The organism is Wolbachia endosymbiont (group A) of Philonthus cognatus (assembly GCF_947251755.1).
GTDB classification, from domain to species: domain Bacteria; phylum Pseudomonadota; class Alphaproteobacteria; order Rickettsiales; family Anaplasmataceae; genus Wolbachia; species Wolbachia pipientis.
Map to the genome: position 1 here is coordinate 454,739 of NZ_OX366388.1, position 20,140 is coordinate 474,878.

Annotated in this window: 16 protein-coding genes and 1 pseudogene; 15 read left to right on the top strand and 2 right to left on the bottom strand. The window is 34.2% G+C overall.

Annotated features, from left to right (window positions below):
* The first annotated feature begins 45 nt into the window (after positions 1-45).
* The 4 genes from wmk to tnpC (OPR21_RS02290) all read left to right on the top strand — a co-directional run bounded on the left by wmk (position 46) and on the right by tnpC (OPR21_RS02290) (position 4,967).
* On the top strand, positions 46-948 hold the full coding sequence (gene wmk, locus OPR21_RS02275) for a WO male-killing family protein Wmk (protein ID WP_265030113.1): 903 nt from the start codon (positions 46-48) through the stop codon (positions 946-948).
* A 456-nt stretch (positions 949-1,404) separates the two neighbouring features.
* A complete protein-coding gene (locus OPR21_RS02280) occupies positions 1,405-2,304 on the top strand; it encodes a DMT family transporter (RefSeq protein WP_265030114.1) in 900 nt (299 codons plus the stop codon).
* Between the two features lie 39 nt (positions 2,305-2,343).
* A complete protein-coding gene (locus tag OPR21_RS02285; RefSeq protein WP_265030115.1) occupies positions 2,344-3,510 on the top strand; it encodes a UDP-glucose dehydrogenase family protein in 1,167 nt (388 codons plus the stop codon).
* Positions 3,511-3,623: 113 nt separating this feature from the next.
* The gene (tnpC, locus tag OPR21_RS02290) at positions 3,624-4,967 is read left to right on the top strand and encodes an IS66 family transposase (protein WP_265022247.1); all 1,344 of its coding nucleotides are present in this window, start codon (positions 3,624-3,626) and stop codon (positions 4,965-4,967) included.
* 21 nt (positions 4,968-4,988) lie between these two features.
* Here tnpC (OPR21_RS02290) and tnpC (OPR21_RS02295) read toward each other — a convergent pair whose 3' ends face one another.
* Complete coding sequence (gene tnpC / locus OPR21_RS02295; protein WP_265030295.1) at positions 4,989-6,308, bottom strand: IS66 family transposase; 1,320 nt, start codon at positions 6,306-6,308, stop codon at positions 4,989-4,991.
* Positions 6,309-6,512: 204 nt separating this feature from the next.
* Here tnpC (OPR21_RS02295) and OPR21_RS02300 point away from each other — a divergent pair.
* The 3 genes from OPR21_RS02300 to OPR21_RS02310 all read left to right on the top strand — a co-directional run bounded on the left by OPR21_RS02300 (position 6,513) and on the right by OPR21_RS02310 (position 8,671).
* A protein-coding gene (locus tag OPR21_RS02300; RefSeq protein WP_265029708.1) for an IS5 family transposase occupies positions 6,513-7,345 on the top strand; the annotation gives its coding sequence in 2 pieces (ribosomal slippage) (positions 6,513-6,879 and positions 6,879-7,345; 834 coding nt in all).
* Positions 7,338-7,904, top strand: a complete 567-nt coding sequence (locus tag OPR21_RS02305) for an RICIN domain-containing protein (protein WP_265030116.1) — start codon at positions 7,338-7,340, stop codon at positions 7,902-7,904. Before OPR21_RS02300 ends, OPR21_RS02305 begins: the two co-directional genes overlap by 8 nt.
* Positions 7,832-8,671 carry a hypothetical protein gene (locus OPR21_RS02310; protein WP_265017885.1) on the top strand — a complete coding sequence of 280 codons (840 nt, stop codon included), beginning with the start codon at positions 7,832-7,834 and terminating at the stop codon, positions 8,669-8,671. Before OPR21_RS02305 ends, OPR21_RS02310 begins: the two co-directional genes overlap by 73 nt.
* On the opposite strand, the gene OPR21_RS02315 is transcribed toward OPR21_RS02310, so the two are convergent.
* Positions 8,660-9,571 carry an Rpn family recombination-promoting nuclease/putative transposase gene (locus OPR21_RS02315; RefSeq protein WP_253303146.1) on the bottom strand — a complete coding sequence of 304 codons (912 nt, stop codon included), beginning with the start codon at positions 9,569-9,571 and terminating at the stop codon, positions 8,660-8,662. The two genes, OPR21_RS02310 and OPR21_RS02315, sit on opposite strands and share 12 nt — an antisense overlap.
* A gap of 568 nt (positions 9,572-10,139) precedes the next feature.
* On the opposite strand from OPR21_RS02315, the pseudogene OPR21_RS08725 reads away from it, so the two are divergent.
* From OPR21_RS08725 to OPR21_RS02355, 8 genes and pseudogenes are all read left to right on the top strand, one after another.
* Positions 10,140-11,232: pseudogene (locus OPR21_RS08725) on the top strand (IS3 family transposase).
* A gap of 136 nt (positions 11,233-11,368) precedes the next feature.
* Positions 11,369-11,587, top strand: coding sequence for a hypothetical protein (locus OPR21_RS02325; protein ID WP_265030117.1), 219 nt, complete (start codon positions 11,369-11,371; stop codon positions 11,585-11,587).
* A gap of 1,093 nt (positions 11,588-12,680) precedes the next feature.
* The gene (gene coxB, locus OPR21_RS02330) at positions 12,681-13,445 is read left to right on the top strand and encodes a cytochrome c oxidase subunit II (protein WP_010962498.1); all 765 of its coding nucleotides are present in this window, start codon (positions 12,681-12,683) and stop codon (positions 13,443-13,445) included.
* Between the two features lie 15 nt (positions 13,446-13,460).
* Positions 13,461-15,011 (top strand): cytochrome c oxidase subunit I, encoded by a 1,551-nt coding sequence (gene ctaD, locus OPR21_RS02335; protein ID WP_236514833.1) that lies wholly within the window; start codon positions 13,461-13,463, stop codon positions 15,009-15,011.
* Position 15,012: 1 nt separating this feature from the next.
* The gene (locus OPR21_RS02340; RefSeq protein ID WP_077188168.1) at positions 15,013-15,900 is read left to right on the top strand and encodes a heme o synthase; all 888 of its coding nucleotides are present in this window, start codon (positions 15,013-15,015) and stop codon (positions 15,898-15,900) included.
* Between the two features lie 175 nt (positions 15,901-16,075).
* On the top strand, positions 16,076-16,513 hold the full coding sequence (rnhA, locus tag OPR21_RS02345) for a ribonuclease HI (protein WP_077188167.1): 438 nt from the start codon (positions 16,076-16,078) through the stop codon (positions 16,511-16,513).
* On the top strand, positions 16,506-19,655 hold the full coding sequence (locus tag OPR21_RS02350; RefSeq protein WP_236514830.1) for a YhdP family protein: 3,150 nt from the start codon (positions 16,506-16,508) through the stop codon (positions 19,653-19,655). Before rnhA ends, OPR21_RS02350 begins: the two co-directional genes overlap by 8 nt.
* 215 nt (positions 19,656-19,870) lie before the next feature.
* The gene (locus tag OPR21_RS02355; protein ID WP_255703183.1) at positions 19,871-19,993 is read left to right on the top strand and encodes a hypothetical protein; all 123 of its coding nucleotides are present in this window, start codon (positions 19,871-19,873) and stop codon (positions 19,991-19,993) included.
* Positions 19,994-20,140: the final 147 nt, after the last annotated feature.

Consider the following 20,140-nt stretch of genomic DNA (forward strand, 5'->3'; position numbering starts at 1 on the left):
TAAAAAAATTATAGCAATAAAGTTTTTTTCTTAAATGGAGGATAAATGTTTGTTTCTGCAAGCAATGTTAGTTACGGAATAGGGCAAAGAATAGAAAATTGTAGGTTAATGCGAGGGCATACTCAAATAGGATTAGCAAGTCAAATAGGTTTAACATACCAAGAAGTAAACAGCTATGAAGATGGGTATATTCCTATTCCAATTGAAGTACTATATATAATAGCAAGAGTATTATCAGTTGACGTTGTAGATTTATTACCTGAACCAGTAATAGTAAGGGAAGACAGCTATGAAGACGAGGAAATACTCTATCTAACGAAAATATACGAGAATCAAAAGTTAGGCAAAATAGTACCTTCATTAGTCAGGTTTGTTCATATTAGCGAAAAAATTAATCAAGAAGAGGCAAGGTTGGAAATAGCAAAAAATCTAGTGAAAGAAGGGGTTTCAGTTGACATAATTTCCCAAGCAACCGGCTTATCTATTTACGAGTATGATAATACAGAGAAAGAAGTCTGCACTGATTCTATATACTACAGAATAGGGCAAAGAATAAGAGAATGGAGATTGATAAAAAGGTATACTCAGAAAGATTTAGCAAACAAAGTTGGTTTAACACTCAAGGAAATACACGAGTATGAAATAGGATACACTGCCATATCATTTGACAAATTATATGAAATAGCAAGAGCATTATCAGTGAATATTAAAGCTCTGCTGCCTAAAACAAATGAAGATAGTGAACTACTTAATTTACTAAGAAAAACTGAAGAGCAAGAATTAGTGAAGAAATTTTTATCTAGGGATATGAAGAATAGCAAAGAGAAAGTTAAAAAAACAGAAAAGATCAAGGTTGCGAAAAATCTAGTGAAGGCGGGTGTTTCTACTGATGTTATTTTGCGAGCAAGTGGCCTAACTGCCGATGAGTTGGGTGATTGTGAAAATTGAATTGTGTTTAAGATACAAGTAAAAATAGTCAATATATTAACCATTCTAAATCCTTGTTTAGCTGACTCAACTGAAGCATTTTCATAAAGTTTTGCTGCTAATTCGTGTTGTTTGATAAACTTCAAATTTAATGCTTTTAAAATTGATGCTGAAAACACATATTGCTAATGCTAGCAGAGGAGCTAGTTGGTAAAATCGCCACAGCCGTCAGTACTCCCGATTACTTTTCCTGATAATGTGATAGTATTCGCAAGTATTATCATATATTACAAAAAAATCAGTTAGCATTTCTGTTTATTAAAATTATGCAATAAAGCTGCATTTTATATAACACTTCTCAAATTATTTCTACTAAATATTTATGAATATGGTTAAACAGTAGATAGAAGAAACCTTTTCTATTATTGATCTTTTGTACAGTAAAGTTATCTCATAAAATATTAAATTGGGAGTTTTATGGATCACAGACTAAGAGCTTATTTGCTTGGAGTTACCTGGTTTATACTCAGTTTACTTAGTAGTGTAGTTAATGATACTATATCAAAGTGTCTCGGTTTACACCTTCAAAGTTTTGAGATAATCTTTTTCCGTTTTTTATTTAGCACTATTACTCTTATACCTTTTATATTTTACTATGGAATAGGAGTTTGTAAAACAAGTCAAATATCTACTCAAATAACCAGGGGTGGATTGTTGTTTTGTGGAATGACCTTATGGACCTATGGGTTGACTATTTGCCCAATAGTAACTGCAACAATTATAGGTTTCTCAATACCATTATTTGTTATGCTTCTTGCAATTCCTTTTCTGGAAGAAAATATAATTTGGCAAAGATGGGTAGTAGCTGTCATTGGTTTTATTGGTATTGCTATTACTACTAAAGCTTATAGCGAGAACTTTAATCCTAAAATTCTTATTTTTATTGTATCCGCATTAATCTTCGCTACACTAGATGTACTTAATAAGAAGCTTGTAATGAAGGAGACAATAATAAGTATATTATTTTACTCAGCTCTAACAACAACTATTTTTTCCACTCCATCTTTGTTATTTTATTGGCATATGCCTTCCTTGTTGGAGTTAGTATTACTGCTGATTTTAGGAATAAGTTCAAACCTAATTCTGTTCTTCATGTTAAAAGCTTTTGCTCTTACTGATGCTACTGCGCTTGCACCGTATAGATACATAGAGCTAATAATTTCTGCAATAGTAACATACGTTATATTTAATGAATTACCTGATAAAAGTGCTTTATATGGTACTTTGATATTAATACCATCAACCTTATTTATAGCTTATTCGGAAGGTAAGGCAATTAAGAAAAATAATGTAACAACAAAAGTTTATAATTGTTAATGGTATTTATTTTAGATGCTAAGCTATATTTTTAAGGTAATGCACATAACTATTATAGGAGTAGGGTATGTAGGATTAGTATCTGGTACAATGTTATCTGAGCAGGGCCATAAAGTTGATTGCATTGACATAAATACTGAGAAGATTGAACTTTTGAAATCAGGGAAAATTCCTCTATATGAACCTGGATTAGCAGATTATTTAGAGAATAATATAAAGTCACAAAGGATAAGATTTCTCGATTCGTATTTTCAAATAAATCCCAATACAGAAGTAGTATTTATAACTGTAGATACTCCATCAGACTCCCTAGGAAATGCAAATTTAAAGAATGTATATAATGCAGTAAGTGAAGTTTCTGAGAGAGTTAATCAAGATTGCTTAATAGTGATAAAGTCAACTGTTCCTCCTGGTACTGCAGAAAATATATATAATTATTTATCTAATAAGGGCTATAACTTTGATTTGGGGGTTAATCCAGAGTTTCTCAAGCAAGGCTCTGCAGTATCAGATTTTTTATACCCAGATAGGATAATAATAGGAGTAAAAACTAGGCTAGCTAGGGCAAAACTAGAAGTTATATATAAATCATTTATAGATAAGAATATTCCGTTAATAGTCACTGATACAGTTACTGCTGAAATGATTAAATATGCTTCTAATGCTTTTCTAGCAACAAAGGTTGCTTTTATCAATGAGATGGCAGGTTTATGTGAGCTATTAGGAGCAGACATTGAACTTTTAGCTAACAGTATGGGAATGGACCATAGAATAGGTAAGGAATTTCTCAAAGCTGGTCCAGGATTTGGAGGATCATGTTTTCCTAAAGATTTGTCAGCTTTAATAAGGCTTGCTGAAGACCACAATGTTAAGCTACAAATTTTAAATTCAGTTAAGGAATCTAACTATAATCATATAACAAACATTGCTAAAAAGGTAGAATATGTATTAAATGGAGTCCAAAATAAAAAAATAGCAATATGGGGGCTAACTTTTAAGTCTGGTACTGATGATGTAAGAAATAGCCCAGCTATAGATATTGCACAATTGTTAGTGAATAACAAGGCTAAAATTACTGCATATGGTATCCGTTCAGAGGTGTGGTTTAAGAAACAACAGCTAGCAGGTTTTGAAAAGGTTTTAATTCCTTGTAACCGTTCACGCAATGGCGTCAACTTAAGAGCCTTCATTAGCAGACTCTCCTAAAGACATGATGGCGTTTAGGCTTATCAACTTTGTCCATTCACGGTATAAGAAAGTAGTTTACAAAAATTGCATAATTAGTATAAAAAACAATAAACTAGATAGATGAGGGGTTGATGATAGAGGTGCTACAAGAAAAGATTGTGGTATTGGAGTCAGAAGTTGGTACTCTGAAAGCAGAGAATGATAAGTTAAGGACAAAAATAATTGAGCTAGAGGATAAGCTGGGTTTAAATTCAAAAAATTCATCGCTGCCACCATCGCAAGATGTATATCGCAAAAAGACAAAAAAGAAGAGCGATAAAAAACCAGGCGGGCAGCCAGGACATGAAGCGCACAAGCGGGAATTGATGGTAGCAGATGAGGTGGTAAAATGTTCAATTGATACAATTTGCATGTGTGGAAGCCAAGTTATTTTAGAAGAAGAAACTGTGCATCAAAAGGTTGAATTGCCAAAAATTAAACCGATAGTGACTGAATATAGGCTACAAAAAGGCTACTGTAAGGCGTGTAAGAAAAGGATCTCAGCTAGTCTGCCTGAAGGTGTGACAAGGGATCTTTTAGGAGCTAATGCAAAAGCAGTAATTAGCAGTTTTAGTGGATTTTTTATCAATTCAAAAAGGGAAGTACAGCAAATTTTGAGCAGCATATTTAATCTGAATATAAGCCTAGGTTTGGTATCAAAGACCGAGGGTAGAGTATCAGAAAAATGTATATCTGAATACGAAAAAATAAGAGAAGAGCTACGGAAAAGCAAGTATTTACATATAGATGAAACAAGCCATAGGAACCAGGGAAAGAAAGGTTGGAGTTGGGTAGTAACGAATAAAACAGCAACACTTATGAAGTTAGTTGGATCTCGCGGAAAGAAGATATTAAAAGGGCTATTGCCAGAGTATGATGGAATAGTTATAAGCGATAGGTATGCTGCGTATAATTACTTTAATCGTGAAAACAGACAGATATGCTGGGCCCATTTAGCAAGGGACTTTGAAAGGTTTTTTTACAGTAAAAATGTTGAAGTGAGCAGAATTGGCGCAGCATTAAAATCGCTGAGCAACAGGGTATTTGTGGTAGATAGAGCACGTAAACAAAACCTGATAGACAATTTAAGATTTTTCCGGTTAATGAGGAAGATTCGAAAAAGGGTGAAACATTTTTTGCGAGAGATAACAAGGGTTGCAAAAGGAACTCAGGCCTCGAGAATGGCTGCCAATATACTACGTTCTGAAGATATGATGTGGAGATTCGTGCGCAATCCTGATCTGATCGAGACAACCAATAACCTTGCAGAACGTCAGGCTAGACGGTACGTCATTTATCGTAAAAATAGTTTTTTCACTTGGTCAGAACGTGGAGAAAAGTTCATTGAAAGAATGCTTTCGATATTTTTGACTGCACGTTTGAATGATCAGAATCCTGTCCAGAAACTACAGAATTTAGTCGCTATTCCTGCCTAATTGGGAATATTCCGTGAACGGTTACAATTCCTTTTGTTTCCAAGTTAGATACAACGAAATTATCCGCTCAAGAAATCTATTCCCTCGCTCTGACTGTGCAAAATATGAATTCTTACGATAGACAACATAATGCCGTATCTGTCGCTCAACATGGTTATTCGTTAATGGAATATTCCCTGGGTCATCCAAAAATGTCCACATCATTGGCTCGGATTTTATAATACCCTTTACCGTTCTTGAAGCTCCTTTTGCTTCAAGTATATAAGATATTTTTATCATGCAGTACTGTATGTATCTTCGTAATTCTTTAGCTTGCTTAGTGAACTTTGAAATACTAATTTCATTTTCTGACAAAGCGTTTTTTAATACAAACAATCCATTAGCTGCGTCTTTTAAACAATGGCCAAGTCTCATTACTTCACCATTCCAACTATGAGATAGCCTCTCGAAATTTCTCAATAAGTGAGCCCAACAAATTTGTCGTTTTTCATCACTGAAGTGGTTGTAAACTGCATATCTGTCGGTAATTACCAGGTTTTTGTAATCACAAAATGCACTATTCTTTAAAAATTTCATTCCTCTTGTATCTGCTAACTTCATAAGACTTGCTTTATTGTTGGCAAACATCCAGCACCATCCCAATTTGCCTTTGTTGTAGTGACTGGTTTCATCAATATGCAAAATTTCGCTTGCTTTTATTTCTTCCTCTATTTGTTCATAGGCTTCTTTACATTTTGACGAAACCCTTGCTTCACTATTGGACACACTACCAACACTTATACTCATGTTAAAGATGTCTTTCATAATATTCGCTATTTCTCGCTTTGAATTCTTATAAAACCCACTTAGTGCTGCAACTACTGACTTAACTCTAGAACCAAAGGTATCAGGTGTAACTCCTTCTGGTAATTTGCTACTCCTTCTTTTTCCGCATTTACGACAGCGCCCATGTTCTAATTGATACTCAACTACGTAAGGCTTAATTTTTGGTAAATCAACTTTTTGATAGACATATGGTTTTTCCGATATTGAGATTTCTTCACCACACTCGCATCTATTTGGTAACTCTACCTTCACCACCTCATCTGCTTCCATTTTAGCTCGGCAATTTCCCTTATGCCCAACTTGACCACCTATCTTCCTGCTGCCCTCTGACTTATCTTCTGGTATGTCTTTTTTTATTTTGTACAGCTCTTTTGAACTTGGTAAAGATGAATTCCTTGAGTTTAAGCCAAGTCTCTCTCTTAGTTCAGCATTCTCTATTTCTAAGATTTTATTTTTTTCTTCAAGCTTTGCTACTTTCTGCTCTAAGTTTTTACATAACTCTACAATACTGATCAACAATCGAAGCATCTAGCCTTACCTTACTATCAACATTTTGTGTTATTACTACTTTAATATATTATGTCAATTGTTTTTTATCCTTGCCACACCTCTGAACGGATACAATTACAGGCCATTTATTTTTTCTGAGCGTTTTCTTTCAGAGGTTGTCCGGAAACAGGTAAAAGGCTATGATATTTGAAATTTTAGTATGGGGTAAAGATGAGAAAAAAGTATCCAACAGATCTAAGTGAAAGGGAATGGGCACAAATAGAGAAGTACTTCAGAGTATCATACAAAAAAGGAGGAAGACCGCCAAAATATAGTAAAAGAAAAATGTTAGAGGGAATTTTCTATGTATTGCGTACAGGGTGCCAATGGCGGTATTTACCAAATGATTTTCCGCTATGGAAGACTGTATATGAGCAGTTTAGGCAATGGAAGAAACAGAGGATTTTTGAGAAAATGAACTATGATATCACTAAATATAGTAGGTCAAAAATGGGAAGAAATGAAGAGCCGAGCGCATGCATAGTGGACAGTCAGTCGGTAAAAACCACGGAAAAAGGGGGGTCAAAGGTTATGATGGTGCGAAAAAGGTAAAGGGGAGAAAAAGACATATAATTACAGATACTCAGGGTTTTATACTAAGTTGTTACGTAGGAGCTGCTAATGAAAATGATAGAGATGGTATTAAAATAGCATTAAACAATATGAGAACAAAATATACTAAAGTAAAAAAAATGTGGGCTGATATGGGGTACCAAGGAAAAGATTTAAAAACCCATATAGAGGAAGAATATGGCATAGATATTGAAATTGTGAAAAGGCCTCCATGTAGGTTTTGGGTGCATAAAGATACACCACTAGAACTATTGCCACAACGGGATCCTGGATTTTTAGTACAGCCGAGAAGGTGGGTGGTAGAAAGGACTTTTGCTTGGATCAATAGGAATAGAAGACTATCAAAAGAGTACGATTTACTTACAACATCTACTGAAAGTTTCATATATCTGGCTATGAGTAGGGTTATGTTACGGAGGGAATATGCCTAAGTTTACTTGTTTCCGGACAACCTCTTACTATAGTAATGAGTATTTATATCCTGCTAGTGATTATCTTAGCCATGATAGGGATAGAAGGAGAGTATTTACTTGGAGGCCAGGGGGCAAAGATAGTTCATGTCAATGGAAATTTGAACCTGAAGGTAACAACATATATATAAAAAGCACTTATTTTAATGAGTATTTATATCCTGCTGGTAATGGTCTTAGCCATGATAGGGATAGAAGGAGAGTATTTACTTGGAGGCCAGGGGGCAAAGATAGTTCATGTCAATGGAAATTTGAACCTGAAGGTAACAACATATATATAAAAAGCACTTATTTTAATGAGTATTTATATCCTGCTAGTGATTATCTTAGCCATGATAGGGATAGAAGGAGAGTATTTACTTGGAGGCCAGGGGCAAAGATAGTCCATGTCAATGGAAAATTGAGGATTGTGGATCTACTCGCAAGAAGCGTGATGTACAATATAGTATTACAAAAGAAGCTAAGTGTGATCTATCTTATGATAATGCATCAGACAATTCATCGCAAAGTGACGAAATAGGCTATAACAAAATAGGAGCTACAAGCGGAGCAAGTAAGCCGTCTTCATGGATAGATGCTGTTAAAGGTGTTTTTCAGTTTATCTCTTCCCCTTTAAGGGCTGCGTTGCCTTCATTTTCAGAAAATAGCTCTAGCCGTTCTGGTACAGCAGGAAGTAGCTCCAATCATTCTGATACAGTAAGAAACCCAAATATCCAATATACTAGCCAATTTAGTCGTGAAGTTTGTGCGAGTAATAATGCTAGCTTGATGTTTTTCTTGTTACAAGCTTTTCTAGATAAAAAGTGTCCTCTTCCTAAGTTTTCTGATGTTAATCCTGTAAAGGCTCTTTTTTACACATCGGATATTATAAAGTCGTTCAAGGAAGTATTAGAGAAGCAAGCTGAATCGAAAGGTGGTATAAAAATGCACCGCTTAGATATTAATTTTGAGAAATTATTTGAGAAGATTAATGAAAAAATTAGGAGTGGTGAATTTAATGAAATTTCAGGGATTTTAAAATCATACGCAGAGGAAGCATTGCCTGGTAGAGAACCCGGAGATCCCGGTAGATTAAGTCCGAAAAAGTTTGATAAGTTTATGGCTGAATTTAATAGAAGAATAGACCCAGTAATAAATCAATTAATGCAACAAATGTTAAGCAGATTAGAAGTGAGTGACGTAAAAGAACAACAAATAAGCTTGGAGCCTAAAAGTTATCTAAATAATACTTCTGTTCAATGTCATTTAACTCAAGCTAGAGGTCAAGGTAAAGTATTAATTCCTTAATTTTTGAATTTCATCTATCGAAAGGCCGGTAATTTGAGCGATAACATCAATAGAGACACCGGCCTTAAGTGAGTTCTTTGCCACTTCGATTTTCTCTGCTTTTCTGCCTTTTTCATGTCCGATTTGGATGCCTTCTTCTCTACCTTCTTCTCTACCTTTTGCAGTAGCATCATCAAGTTTTTGAGCGAGGACAGCCTGTTCATCAAGAATACGTTTTATTTCCTGTTCATAGGCAATAAATTCTTTTTCTGACCAGTTGAACCTATTTAGCTCTTCATAGGCCTTTTTAATTATTACATCACTACCTATTATTTTTTCCAGCTCTTCTTCACTAGTCTCATCTGCATATCGAAAAAAATAAACCCATTTTTCAACTATATTTTCCAACTGATCTTCCTTATTCTTTGGAAATTTTGGCAACTCAATAAATATAAAATAGAAATCTTTTAGATCATGCTCATTGGTGTCTTCATCTCGAATAGTATGCTTTGATTTGTACTCAGATTTATTAGGAAACAGTACACAATCTGCTATAGCAATGAAGATAATTTCCTTAAGGTTATGATACTGGTCACCTTTATCAGCTTGCCTTGAGTAAGCTTTAGCAGCATAGTATTGGGCACGTTTTTCAAAGCCTTTAGTTTTAGCGACCTGCATCTCGCAAATGTATTGAGCACCTGTAGAATCTCTACAGAGAACATCAACAATACTTTGCTTTTTAGCGGCGATATCGGGGTCTTGAATAGTACTTAAAAACTCTATATCCTTTATTTCATTTTTACCAGTAAAGCCAAGAATATCATTGAGGAAGTGAATAAGGATATCTCTATTTTTTTCAGTACCGAAGATACGCTTAAACGATACATCATTTTTGGGATCAAGAAACTTAGAAAAAGTCATAAGAAAGAACCTTAAAAAGCATTAATAATTATACACAATTCTGAAGAAATGTTCAAGTTTTTTATTTTTTTAAGTTTTGAATGCGTTGATGAAAAAAATTTCTCCCATAGATGGCTTTAGAATGCTACTACGCACCTTAGACGTCCTTTTTACATCTTTTATCAACCCTTCTATAAAGCGCCTTAAAAGGCCGGCAAATGGATGCTATGAGTTTGGAGCTGTAGGAGACATCAAAGATACCCTTTTTGGTGTATAAAAATACGAATCTACGACAACATCGTTTAAAGAAATTAGCAGCTATTAATATCTTCTACCTTTTCATAAAAAAATAAACAAAAAAAATTGAAAATTTGATTTGACTTCACCCAAAAGCTATGGCTTTATGCCAATACTACTAAGAAAATAACAGTAAACATTTAAAAATAATTTATTATTAGTGAAGGGTATATTATATGAACAATAAGAATAAAAGTAAAGATCGTAAAAAAGAAATAGTGACCTTACCCAGAAAAAGTGGAGAGAAAGAAAGGAGTTTTTTCGGGTAAAATAAAATTTTGGAGGATTAGAAATGGCAAGAGAATATACGGCAGAATTCAAATTGGAAGCTGTTAAGCTGGCAAATGAACAAAGAAAGGTAGGTCAACCAGTTGCAAAAGTAGCAAGAGATCTAGGAATAAGGGATAGTGTATTAGGAAAATGGATGAAGAAATATAACGAAAAAAAGTCAGCGGCAAATGCATTTCCAGATGTAGCACCTTATGACAAAGAGAGATTTGATTTACAGAAAGAGTTAGCAAAAGTAACAAGAGAAAGAGACATTTTAAAAAAAGCCCTGGCCAGTCAAAAAGAGTAAAATATTTTTTCATAAAAGAGCATAGTAAACACTATAAAGTGCAGGAATTATGTAGGGTTTTCTGCTAGTGGCTACTATAAGTGGACTACAAGGAAAATAAGCAGTAGAGAATCAGCAAATAAAGAGTTATTAGCAGATATTCAAAAAATATATCAAGCTTCTAAATGTAGATATGGAGCTCCTAAAATTCATGCTGAATTAAAGGCTTTGGGTAAAAGTTGCAACTTAAAAACAGTGCAAAGTATTATGCAGAAAAATGGTATTCAGGCTATATTGAGAAGAAAATTTAAAATTAAGAAACAACAAACGGACAGTAGCTCCCAATATATTAGACCAAAACTTTATTGTCGATAACCAAATAAAGTATGGGATTACTTATATAAAAACCAAAGAAGGATGGCTATATTTGGCAACAATAATCGATCTATATTCACGCATGGTAGTTAATGAGCAGTTCAATAAATAAACAATAGGTTATGGACTCTTTATTAATGGCCGTTAACAAGCGTAAACCTGCCAAAAATCTACTATTACATAGTGATCAAGGTTCACAATATACTTTGCAAGGTTATCAATATCTCTTATCCATAAAAAACATAGATGAGTCATAAAGGTTGTTGTTACGACAATTCTGTTGTGGAAAGCTTCTTCAGTTCTCTAAAAAGGGAGTTACCAATAGACACCTCTCGGCACTCTAAACAGCATATCAAAACTGCTATATTTGAATATATAGAAATTTTTTATAACAAACAACGTCACTATTAACTATTGCATTCCTGAGCATTTTGATTCATCATTCTCTTTGTGAAAAACATTCCAAACTTTCTCTCCACTTTTTCTGGGTAAGGTCAAAAAAAACGCCGATATTTTAGTACATGGTAAATAGCCAACTACCACGGGGCTTCTTTTGCCTTTTTTTTTATTTGGTAGATTTCTTAATGTTTATGGCTAAACGACAATCGTCATCCCGCTACGTGTTAGCGGGATCTAGAGATACCGCGAATGAATCGCGGTATGACGGTTCGTGGCGGTATGACGATAAGGTTTATACCTTGTCATCCCAGTGCTTGACACTGGGATGGCTTTGTTGCATCGCTAGCTATGATGGATTAAAGATAAAAAAGATAGGGAATATCAGTAGCTTATTATTCTGGTATTTATAACAAGAACGGTCAGTGAATACCTAAATTTGAGTAAAAGAAATTTCACTACCACTCACTAATCTGGCTAAAATTCAAGAATTTCAATGCTTTAGCTATTTTCAATAGAATTAAATTTATTAATATAAATAACAAATTACTATTCTTAAATTTGATCAGATTGATTGCAAAAAAACAAGATTTTCAATAGGTTGCTTATAATCCTAACTATAGTTAGCCTTTCATAAGTAGCGATGCAACAAAGCCCACTGGGATCCAGGAATTTTATTAAGTTGGTGAGCATAAAAATAGCTGTTTTACGTTAAAATACAATGTTTTGATGATTATGGAAAGGCTGGATTCCAGTGTCAAGCACTGGAATGACACCATAGGGGCACTGCCATCATAAAGGAACCAGTGTCAGCTACTTGAATGACATCATAGGGACACTGCCCTGACAACCGTCATCCCGCTACTTGTTAGCGGGATCTATGCTTTGAGATACTGCGAATGAATCGCGGTATGACGGTTAAGTAAGGGATCTATGCTAAGAGATGCCAAAGACCTTCATGAAACTTTGCCCATTTGGCTTCTCTAAAGATTTCGTTTACAGAATCTAGTAACTCAGCTATGCAGAATGAAAAAAGTTTGTATGGTATATAAATAGTGTGTTTTTTTTGTAATTATTTTCTATAATACGCAAACCTTTGGTTCAGTAAATGCTACCATAGGCATTAAAAGTTAATTAACAAACTGCAATGTATAATGAAATAAAGACACTTGCAAGATTTTGATCTTGCAAATCATAAACTTATCATAAAGTTTAATAGTGTCTGTTACTGCTTTTAGGTGTGAGGCTAGAGGGTTATTAGCAGTAACAGACACTATTAAACTTATTATAGAATTTACTTAAAGTAAATACTTAATTTAAAATATTATAATATTTTTACTTACAATAGATTTATGTAAATGCTTTTTTCCTCAAATTAGTATTGTACTATTATACTTGTTGAATGCTAAAAAATTATTAACCATCACTAATCTCTATTTGCATAGTAAGTTTATATATACTATTATACAGTATATCACTTAGTTTTATAGCAAACAAACAAAAGATATGGTGAAGTTATTTGCACTATTGATAATATTTTACTCAAATATATCTGTTGCCTCTGCTCCTACTTCCTGGCAATTTGGATTTCCTGCTCCTGCAACTGAAGTAATGGAGGCTGTAGTTAGGTCACATTCGTTTGTGATGCTTGTGATGGTTACAATAATGCTTTTTGTGTGGGCGCTGCTTGCTTATATAGCGTTTCGCTTTCGTAAAAGCAAAGTAACAAACATAAGTAAAACTACCCATAGTGTTCCTTTAGAAATTATTTGGTTTGTTATACCAACTATCATTGTTGGAATATTAGCCTTTGAAAACGCTAAATTACTGAAGCTACAGGAAGAAATACCGAAAGCTGACATAACACTAAAAGTTATTGGCCATCAATGGTATTGGAGCTACCAATATCCAGAATATCAAGGTGTGTCATTTGATAGTTATATTAAGGGAAAAGAAGACTTTATCGAAGGAGATTTAAAGCTATTCTCTGTTGATAACAACATCATTTTACCCGTTAATACTAACGTTCGTTTACAAGTTACAGCAGGAGATGTGATACACAGTTGGGGAGTACCGGCTTTTGGTGTAAAAATTGATGCGATACCAGGTAGGCTGAATGAGGCGTGGTTTAATATCAAAAAGCCTGGTGTTTATTATGGGCAGTGCTACGAATTGTGTGGTCAAGGCCATGGATTTATGCCAATTGTTGTTGAAGCAGTAAGCAAAGAAGATTTTAATAAGTGGATTGAAAATAGAAAATTAGTGAGTTAAATTTGGAGTATAGATATGAGTGACGTACCAAAGGGCATAAAGCGTTGGTTGTTTTCCACCAATCATAAAGATATAGGGACACTGTACATTATTTTTTCCATATTAGCTGGAATTATTGGTGGATTATTATCGGTGATTATTCGCACTCAGCTAATGCACATTAATATACTTAACAATAACTATCAATTATATAACGTAATGGTTACAGGGCATGCGTTGATAATGGTGTTTTTTATGATAATGCCAGCCCTCATGGGAGGATTTGGTAACTGGTTTGTACCTCTCATGATTGGCGCACCAGATATGGCGTTTCCTCGTATGAATAATTTGAGTTTCTGGTTATTAGTGTCATCTTTTATTTTGCTCATTCTCTCAGTGTTTATTGGTGAAGGTCCAGGTACAGGTTGGACTTTATATCCACCTTTATCACAGGTAATGTCCCATCCAAGTGCAGGAGTTGACATTGCTATACTTGCACTTCATGTTGCTGGTATGTCGTCAATTGTTGGGGCGATCAACTTTATAGTTACTATATTTAACATGCGCACAAAAGGAATGTCATTAACTAAGATGCCACTGTTTGTTTGGTCTGTCTTGCTAACAGCATTTATGTTGATTGTTGCCTTACCAGTGCTTGCCGGTGCTATAACTATGCTTCTTACTGATCGCAATATTGGTACTTCCTTTTTTGATCCTGCAGGTGGTGGTGACCCTGTGTTATTTCAACATTTATTTTGGTTTTTTGGTCATCCAGAAGTTTACGTAATTATTTTTCCTGCATTTGGCATCATAAGTCAGGTTGTATCAACTTTTTCTCACAGACCTGTATTTGGTTACATAGGGATGGTTTATGCAATGATAGGTATAGCAGTATTTGGCTTTATGGTTTGGGCTCACCATATGTTCACTGTTGGGCTTAGTGCTGACGCTGCTGCATTTTTTAGCACCACCACAATTTTTATCGGTGTTATAACTGGTGTAAAAGTCTTTAGTTGGATTGCAACTATGTGGGGCGGAGCAATTGAGTTTAAGACCCCTATGCTATTTGCACTAGGTTTTATTTTTATGTTTGTTGGCGGTGGCATAACGGGAATAATTCTTTCTCATGGTGGAATAGATAAGCTCCTGCACGACACCTATTATGTTGTTGCTCACTTCCATTATGTCATGTCACTTGCTGCATTATTTGGAGCTTTTGCTGGCTTTTATTATTGGATTGGTAAAATGTCGGGTAAACAATATAATGAGCGCTTAGGTCAAATCCACTTTTGGCTTACTTTTATTAGCACCAATATCACTTTTTTACCTCAACATTTCTTAGGATTAGCTGGTATGCCAAGGCGTATACCTGATTATCCTGATGCGTTTATCCCTTGGAATTATATATCCTCAATTGGTTCGTATATGTCCTTTGTTTCAGTTATGTTTTTTGTGTTTATAGTTATACATCTTTTTAAATGGGGCAAGAAAGCTGGAGATAATCCTTGGGGAGGTGACACCTTGGAATGGACGGTATCTTCACCACCGCCTTTTCATACTTTCGAAAAACCACCAGTGGTAAAATAGAATGTACACAAGTGTTTTGCTAAATGTTGAATCAACAATACTGGATTTTTGGCGTTTGCTGAAGCCAAGGATAATGTATCTTGTGGTATTTACTGCAGTTGCTGGTATGGTTACTGCACCAGGTAGTATGCACCCTTTTCTAGTACTAATATCTCTTATATGTGTTGCTCTTGGCTCAGGATCTGCAGGTGCTATAAATATGTGGTATGACAGAGACATAGATCTGCTCATGGAAAGGACAAAAAACCGCCCTATACCTTCAGGTAGAGTTTCTGCAGAAAGCGCGCTTGAATTTGGTATAACTCTTGGAATATTGTCAGTATTTATCATGGCAATAGCAGTAAATTATATTTCTGCTGCTTTGCTTGCAGTTAGCATATTATTTTACGTTTTCGTATATACAATTTGGCTAAAAAGGCGTACTCCGCAGAATATCGTTATCGGTGGTGCAGCAGGTGCTTTTCCTCCAATGATTGGCTGGGCAGCTGTAACTAATTCTGTCAGTTGGGAAAGTTTCATTTTATTTTTAGTAATTTTTATGTGGACTCCGCCACACTTTTGGGCCCTATCTTTAAATAAGTCTGAAGACTATGCAAAGGCATCGATTCCAATGTTCAATATTGTTTATGGTCCGGAAAAAACAAGAAAATATATATTAATTTATAGTGTCTTGCTGGTGCTAACTAGCTTGCTTCCAGCTCTATTCTTGAAAAAGGCTTTACTTTATCTAAGCATGGCAATTTTTGCAGGTTGCATCTTTATTTGGTACGCTATATCAATTCTCAGATTCAAGAACCACAACTCACAGAAACAAATGTTTTCTTACTCAATTTCTTATCTATTTTCCCTATTTGCCAGTATTATTTTTTGTTCTATTGATTTATTTTAGTTATGAAAGAACGGCAGAAACATAAAAACTATTTTTTCCTTTTCCTTTTGGTAATGCTCGTTGTCACACTTTTTTTTGTTTCTATAATAAAATTTAAAGGTGCAGCTTAAACTACCTTTAGAAATTGTGCTTTCATAAAAGCAACTATATACTTTGTTAACCGATATAAACAAAGATGAGTAAAAAAGAAGTGACAATATATACGGATGGGGCGTGTTCTGGTAATCCTGGAGCGGGAGGATGGGCAGCTATCATATTATTTCAAGATTACAGAAAAGACATTTATGGTAGAGAAGAAAATACCACAAACAATAAAATGGAGTTAACAGCGGTGATCAATGGGCTGAAAGTATTGAAATTTTCTTGTAATATTAATTTATATATGGATAGTCTTTATGTTAAACATGGCATAACAGAGTGGATAAATAAGTGGAAAATGAATGGCTGGAAAACAAGTAATAAAAAATCAGTAAAAAATATGGAATTGTGGAAAGAGCTAGACAACGTTGCTTCACAACACGAAATTGATTGGAAGTGGGTTAAAGCACACAGTGGCGATAAGTATAATGAGGAGGCTGATAGTTTAGCAAGAAAAGCAATAATCGATGCTTAAAAAAATCACTATATCACTTTCCATAGTTCTATTGTTTGTATTCTGCTTATTTGTCTTTTTTAAGGGTGAGAGTCCTTTAGAAATCAATATTAATTATATTAATTTTTATGTTAAACATAAAATATCAAAGATATTTGTTGGCTCAAGCGTTAATATGGAGAATACCTCAGTTGTTTGGCAGAAAGGTAGTAAAGATCCGTATTTAGTCATTACAGATTTGGCAATAGCAAATCCTAATTTTACTATAAAAGTTCCTGAGCTTTTTGTACATTTTAAGTTAAGTTCCTTATTTAAAGCTAGCACAAATCTCTCTCAGGTTTCAGCTGATAATGTGCATGTATATATCAAGAGAGAAGAAACTAATGTTAATCCGCAAAACTCATTAGACCTTTTGGATAATCATTATTTAAGTAATAACCGCCTTCCTTCGGTGTCATTCCAGCGCGTGACGCTGGAATCTAGAAAAAAAGAAACCTGGATCCCAGTGTCAAGCACTGGGATGACAGGAAAAAAAGATATTGGGATGACAGGAAAAAAAGATACTGGGATGACAGGGAAGAATTTCAAGATGACAGAAAGCAGTGCAAAAAATCTATTAAAAACAATAAGGGAATTTTTTTTTGACTTAAATGCGGATTCAAAAATTGAATTTACTAACATCGCTATTGATAAAAGCACAGAAGATGAATTTTTTATTGATAAATTATATATAGGGAAGGGGGAAGATTTTAATGTTTTAGATATTCATGTGAATACAAAAGATGGAAAGGGATTTTTGGATGATTTATCAATTACGATAAAAAATCGCAACAATTTGCTAAATGTGTACGGGACATTTTATGATCTAAAATTGGGACTATTGAGCAAGTTTTCTACATTAGTTAAAAGCTACAATTTGGACAAAAATATAGGATTCAAAGGAAGCTTCTCAGTGAAAATTAATAAAAAGGATGAAATTGTAGATGGAAATATATACGTATTAAATACAGAAAATTATTTGAACAAAAATTTGGCCTTAACTAATGTAAATATAAATTTAACATATAGTAATGGAATTATTAGTGTAAAAAACTTCCATTTTAAGTTAAATGACACGTATCTCTCTTTAATAGGCAAAATGAACTTTAGTACAAGTCATGCTTTGCTTAGAATTAATATTAGTAAGTTTGCTGCAAAGGATTTATGTACTTATATACCAGATAGTGTAGTAAATAGTAAATTTAAAAGCTGGTATTGTGATAATATCGAAGGGGATGTTTTAAATACCATTGTAAGTTTCAATGGCAAAATTAACAATTTGGTTGATGACGATCTGTCAGACATTGTAATTGTTGCTGATATAGAAAACGGTAGCGTAAAATTTGATGAAGATTTTGAGCAAGTAAAGGAATTAAAGGGTGATTTGATCATCAAGAATAACGATCTTGAAATTACTGTAAATAGCGCTAAGTTTCAGAATTTCACTGTTAATGGTGGTGATATTGAAATGAAATCTCTAAATAAGGAAGATTCAGTTCTAACCATTAATGGCAAAGCTGTAAGTGATGCGTATGGTTTATATGAGCCTATAAGATTTAAGCTGGATGATGTGGTGAAGGTTGAAAGGGATAAAGTAAGTGGAATGGCAAAATCCGTATTTAATTTTCGCATTTTTAATCTAAATGCTGATGACAAAAAAGTAGACTTCTCAGCAAATTTTCATTCTGAAATTGACAATTTGGCCGTCTATAATGCAAGTCTTGGTAAATATGATATTAAGCTTAGTTTTGGCAGTGACTTTATAGATTTAAATGGTAGTGGTATGGTGAATAACACACAGCTATTATTTGACCTGAAAAGTAGCAATAGGAATGAAAGTTTCGCCTGGAATTTGACCGGAGATTTACCCGCTCAAATACTTAATTTTGATGAAAATATAGGTGGCTATGTCAATACAAATATAGAATCGGTGATAAATCAAGATAAGACGGGGCATGTTAATGGTAATATGGATTTATCAGAGCTTGAATCACGTTCAAGTTATTTAGGATGGAAAAATCGTTTTGAAGATCACAATAAAATTTTGTTTTCTACAAGGTTAAAAGGAGCAGGTGAATTGTTAATAGACAAATTAGATGTTGTAGGAAATGACCTAGATATAAAATTCAGCGGAAGAGTAGAAAATGGAAATTTATATTTAAATTCTAGTAGTTTTAAATTGCCTGATAATGATTTTAGTATAGAAATTGAATCAGGTAAGGAAAAAAATGCCATAACTATTTATGGTGAGGAAATTAACTTAAGTGATATTTTAGGCTTGCTTGGCAAAAACAGTAATGGATTAAACAAAGATATAGAGATTAGTATGAATGTTGACAATGTAATCATGAAAGAAGGCATCGTTATCAAAAATGCTAAGCTGAATGTAACCTGTACTAAAGGTAATTGCGATGGAAGTCAATTTACAGGACAGTTTCTAGAAGATAGCAGCAACATACTAGCGGAATACAGTGGAATAGGGCTCGAAATATATGCGGATAATGCAGGTATACTTTCGCGTTCCTTAGGCATTAGTAAATCAATTAAAAACGGCAAATTGTCTTTTTATATCTCTCCTCAGAGAGAAAGTGGAGAACATTATGGTACGTTATCCATTAGCAATTTCTACATCAAAGATGCTCCACTACTTACTACTTTATTGTCGATGTCTTCATTGCCTGGTATCGTAAATGCCATAAAGAACGAAGGTGTATACTTTTATAAATGTAATGCACCTTTCTCATACAAAGATGGCACTATTGAAATTGAAGAATCTTGGCTTGAAGGGGCGGAGTTAGGTATTAGCACTGGTGGTAAGCTCGATATTAAAGATTATAAATTCCAGGTTGCAGGACAAGTAATACCAGCATATTCAATTAATAAATCTTTGTTAAAAATTCCTATAATTGGAAAACTTCTTACTGGTGGGAAAAGTAGGGGAATCGTTTCAATAGACTATAAAGCAAGTGGTGATGACAAAAACAATAACGTATCTGTTGATCTTATCTCTTCGCTAACTCCAAACCTATTAAAGAGGTTATTGGGAGTGTTTGATCGCATTATGACAAAAACTAACGAAAGTGGCTTAAAAGGTGGTGTGAAAAAGAAATTTGGTTCGATATGACCAAAAGGGAAGTTATTTAACAAAATTATGGACAAAAATGCAAGAATTTCAGAATGATCTACCTGGTTTTTTATTTAGTTGTTTAAGTAATACCACTCCCTTTAACCTCTCTATATTTGCTGAACAACTAAAAAGGGTAGGGGGTGGTTGTAAATTGTATCTGTTCAGCAGAGTGGCAAAATAAGGTAGACGAGAAAAGACAACTATAGGAACAAATGGGTGTCATGCCAGTGCGTGACACTGGTTTCCATCCAAAAGGGTGTCATTCCAGTGTCAGCTACTTTCATGACATCGTTTACTATGTGCCATATTGTAATGTTCGTACAGTTGTGGAATGAATCGCGGTATGACGTGTTGCTTGGGTCAGCTATAGTATAAATATACTAGGGGTTATAGTTTTCTTATGCTGCCTTTTTGTTATTAGACAACCACAATATAAAGGAGTGAAACGGATGCAAACAGTAGTGCATTTCTGCACCAAACGT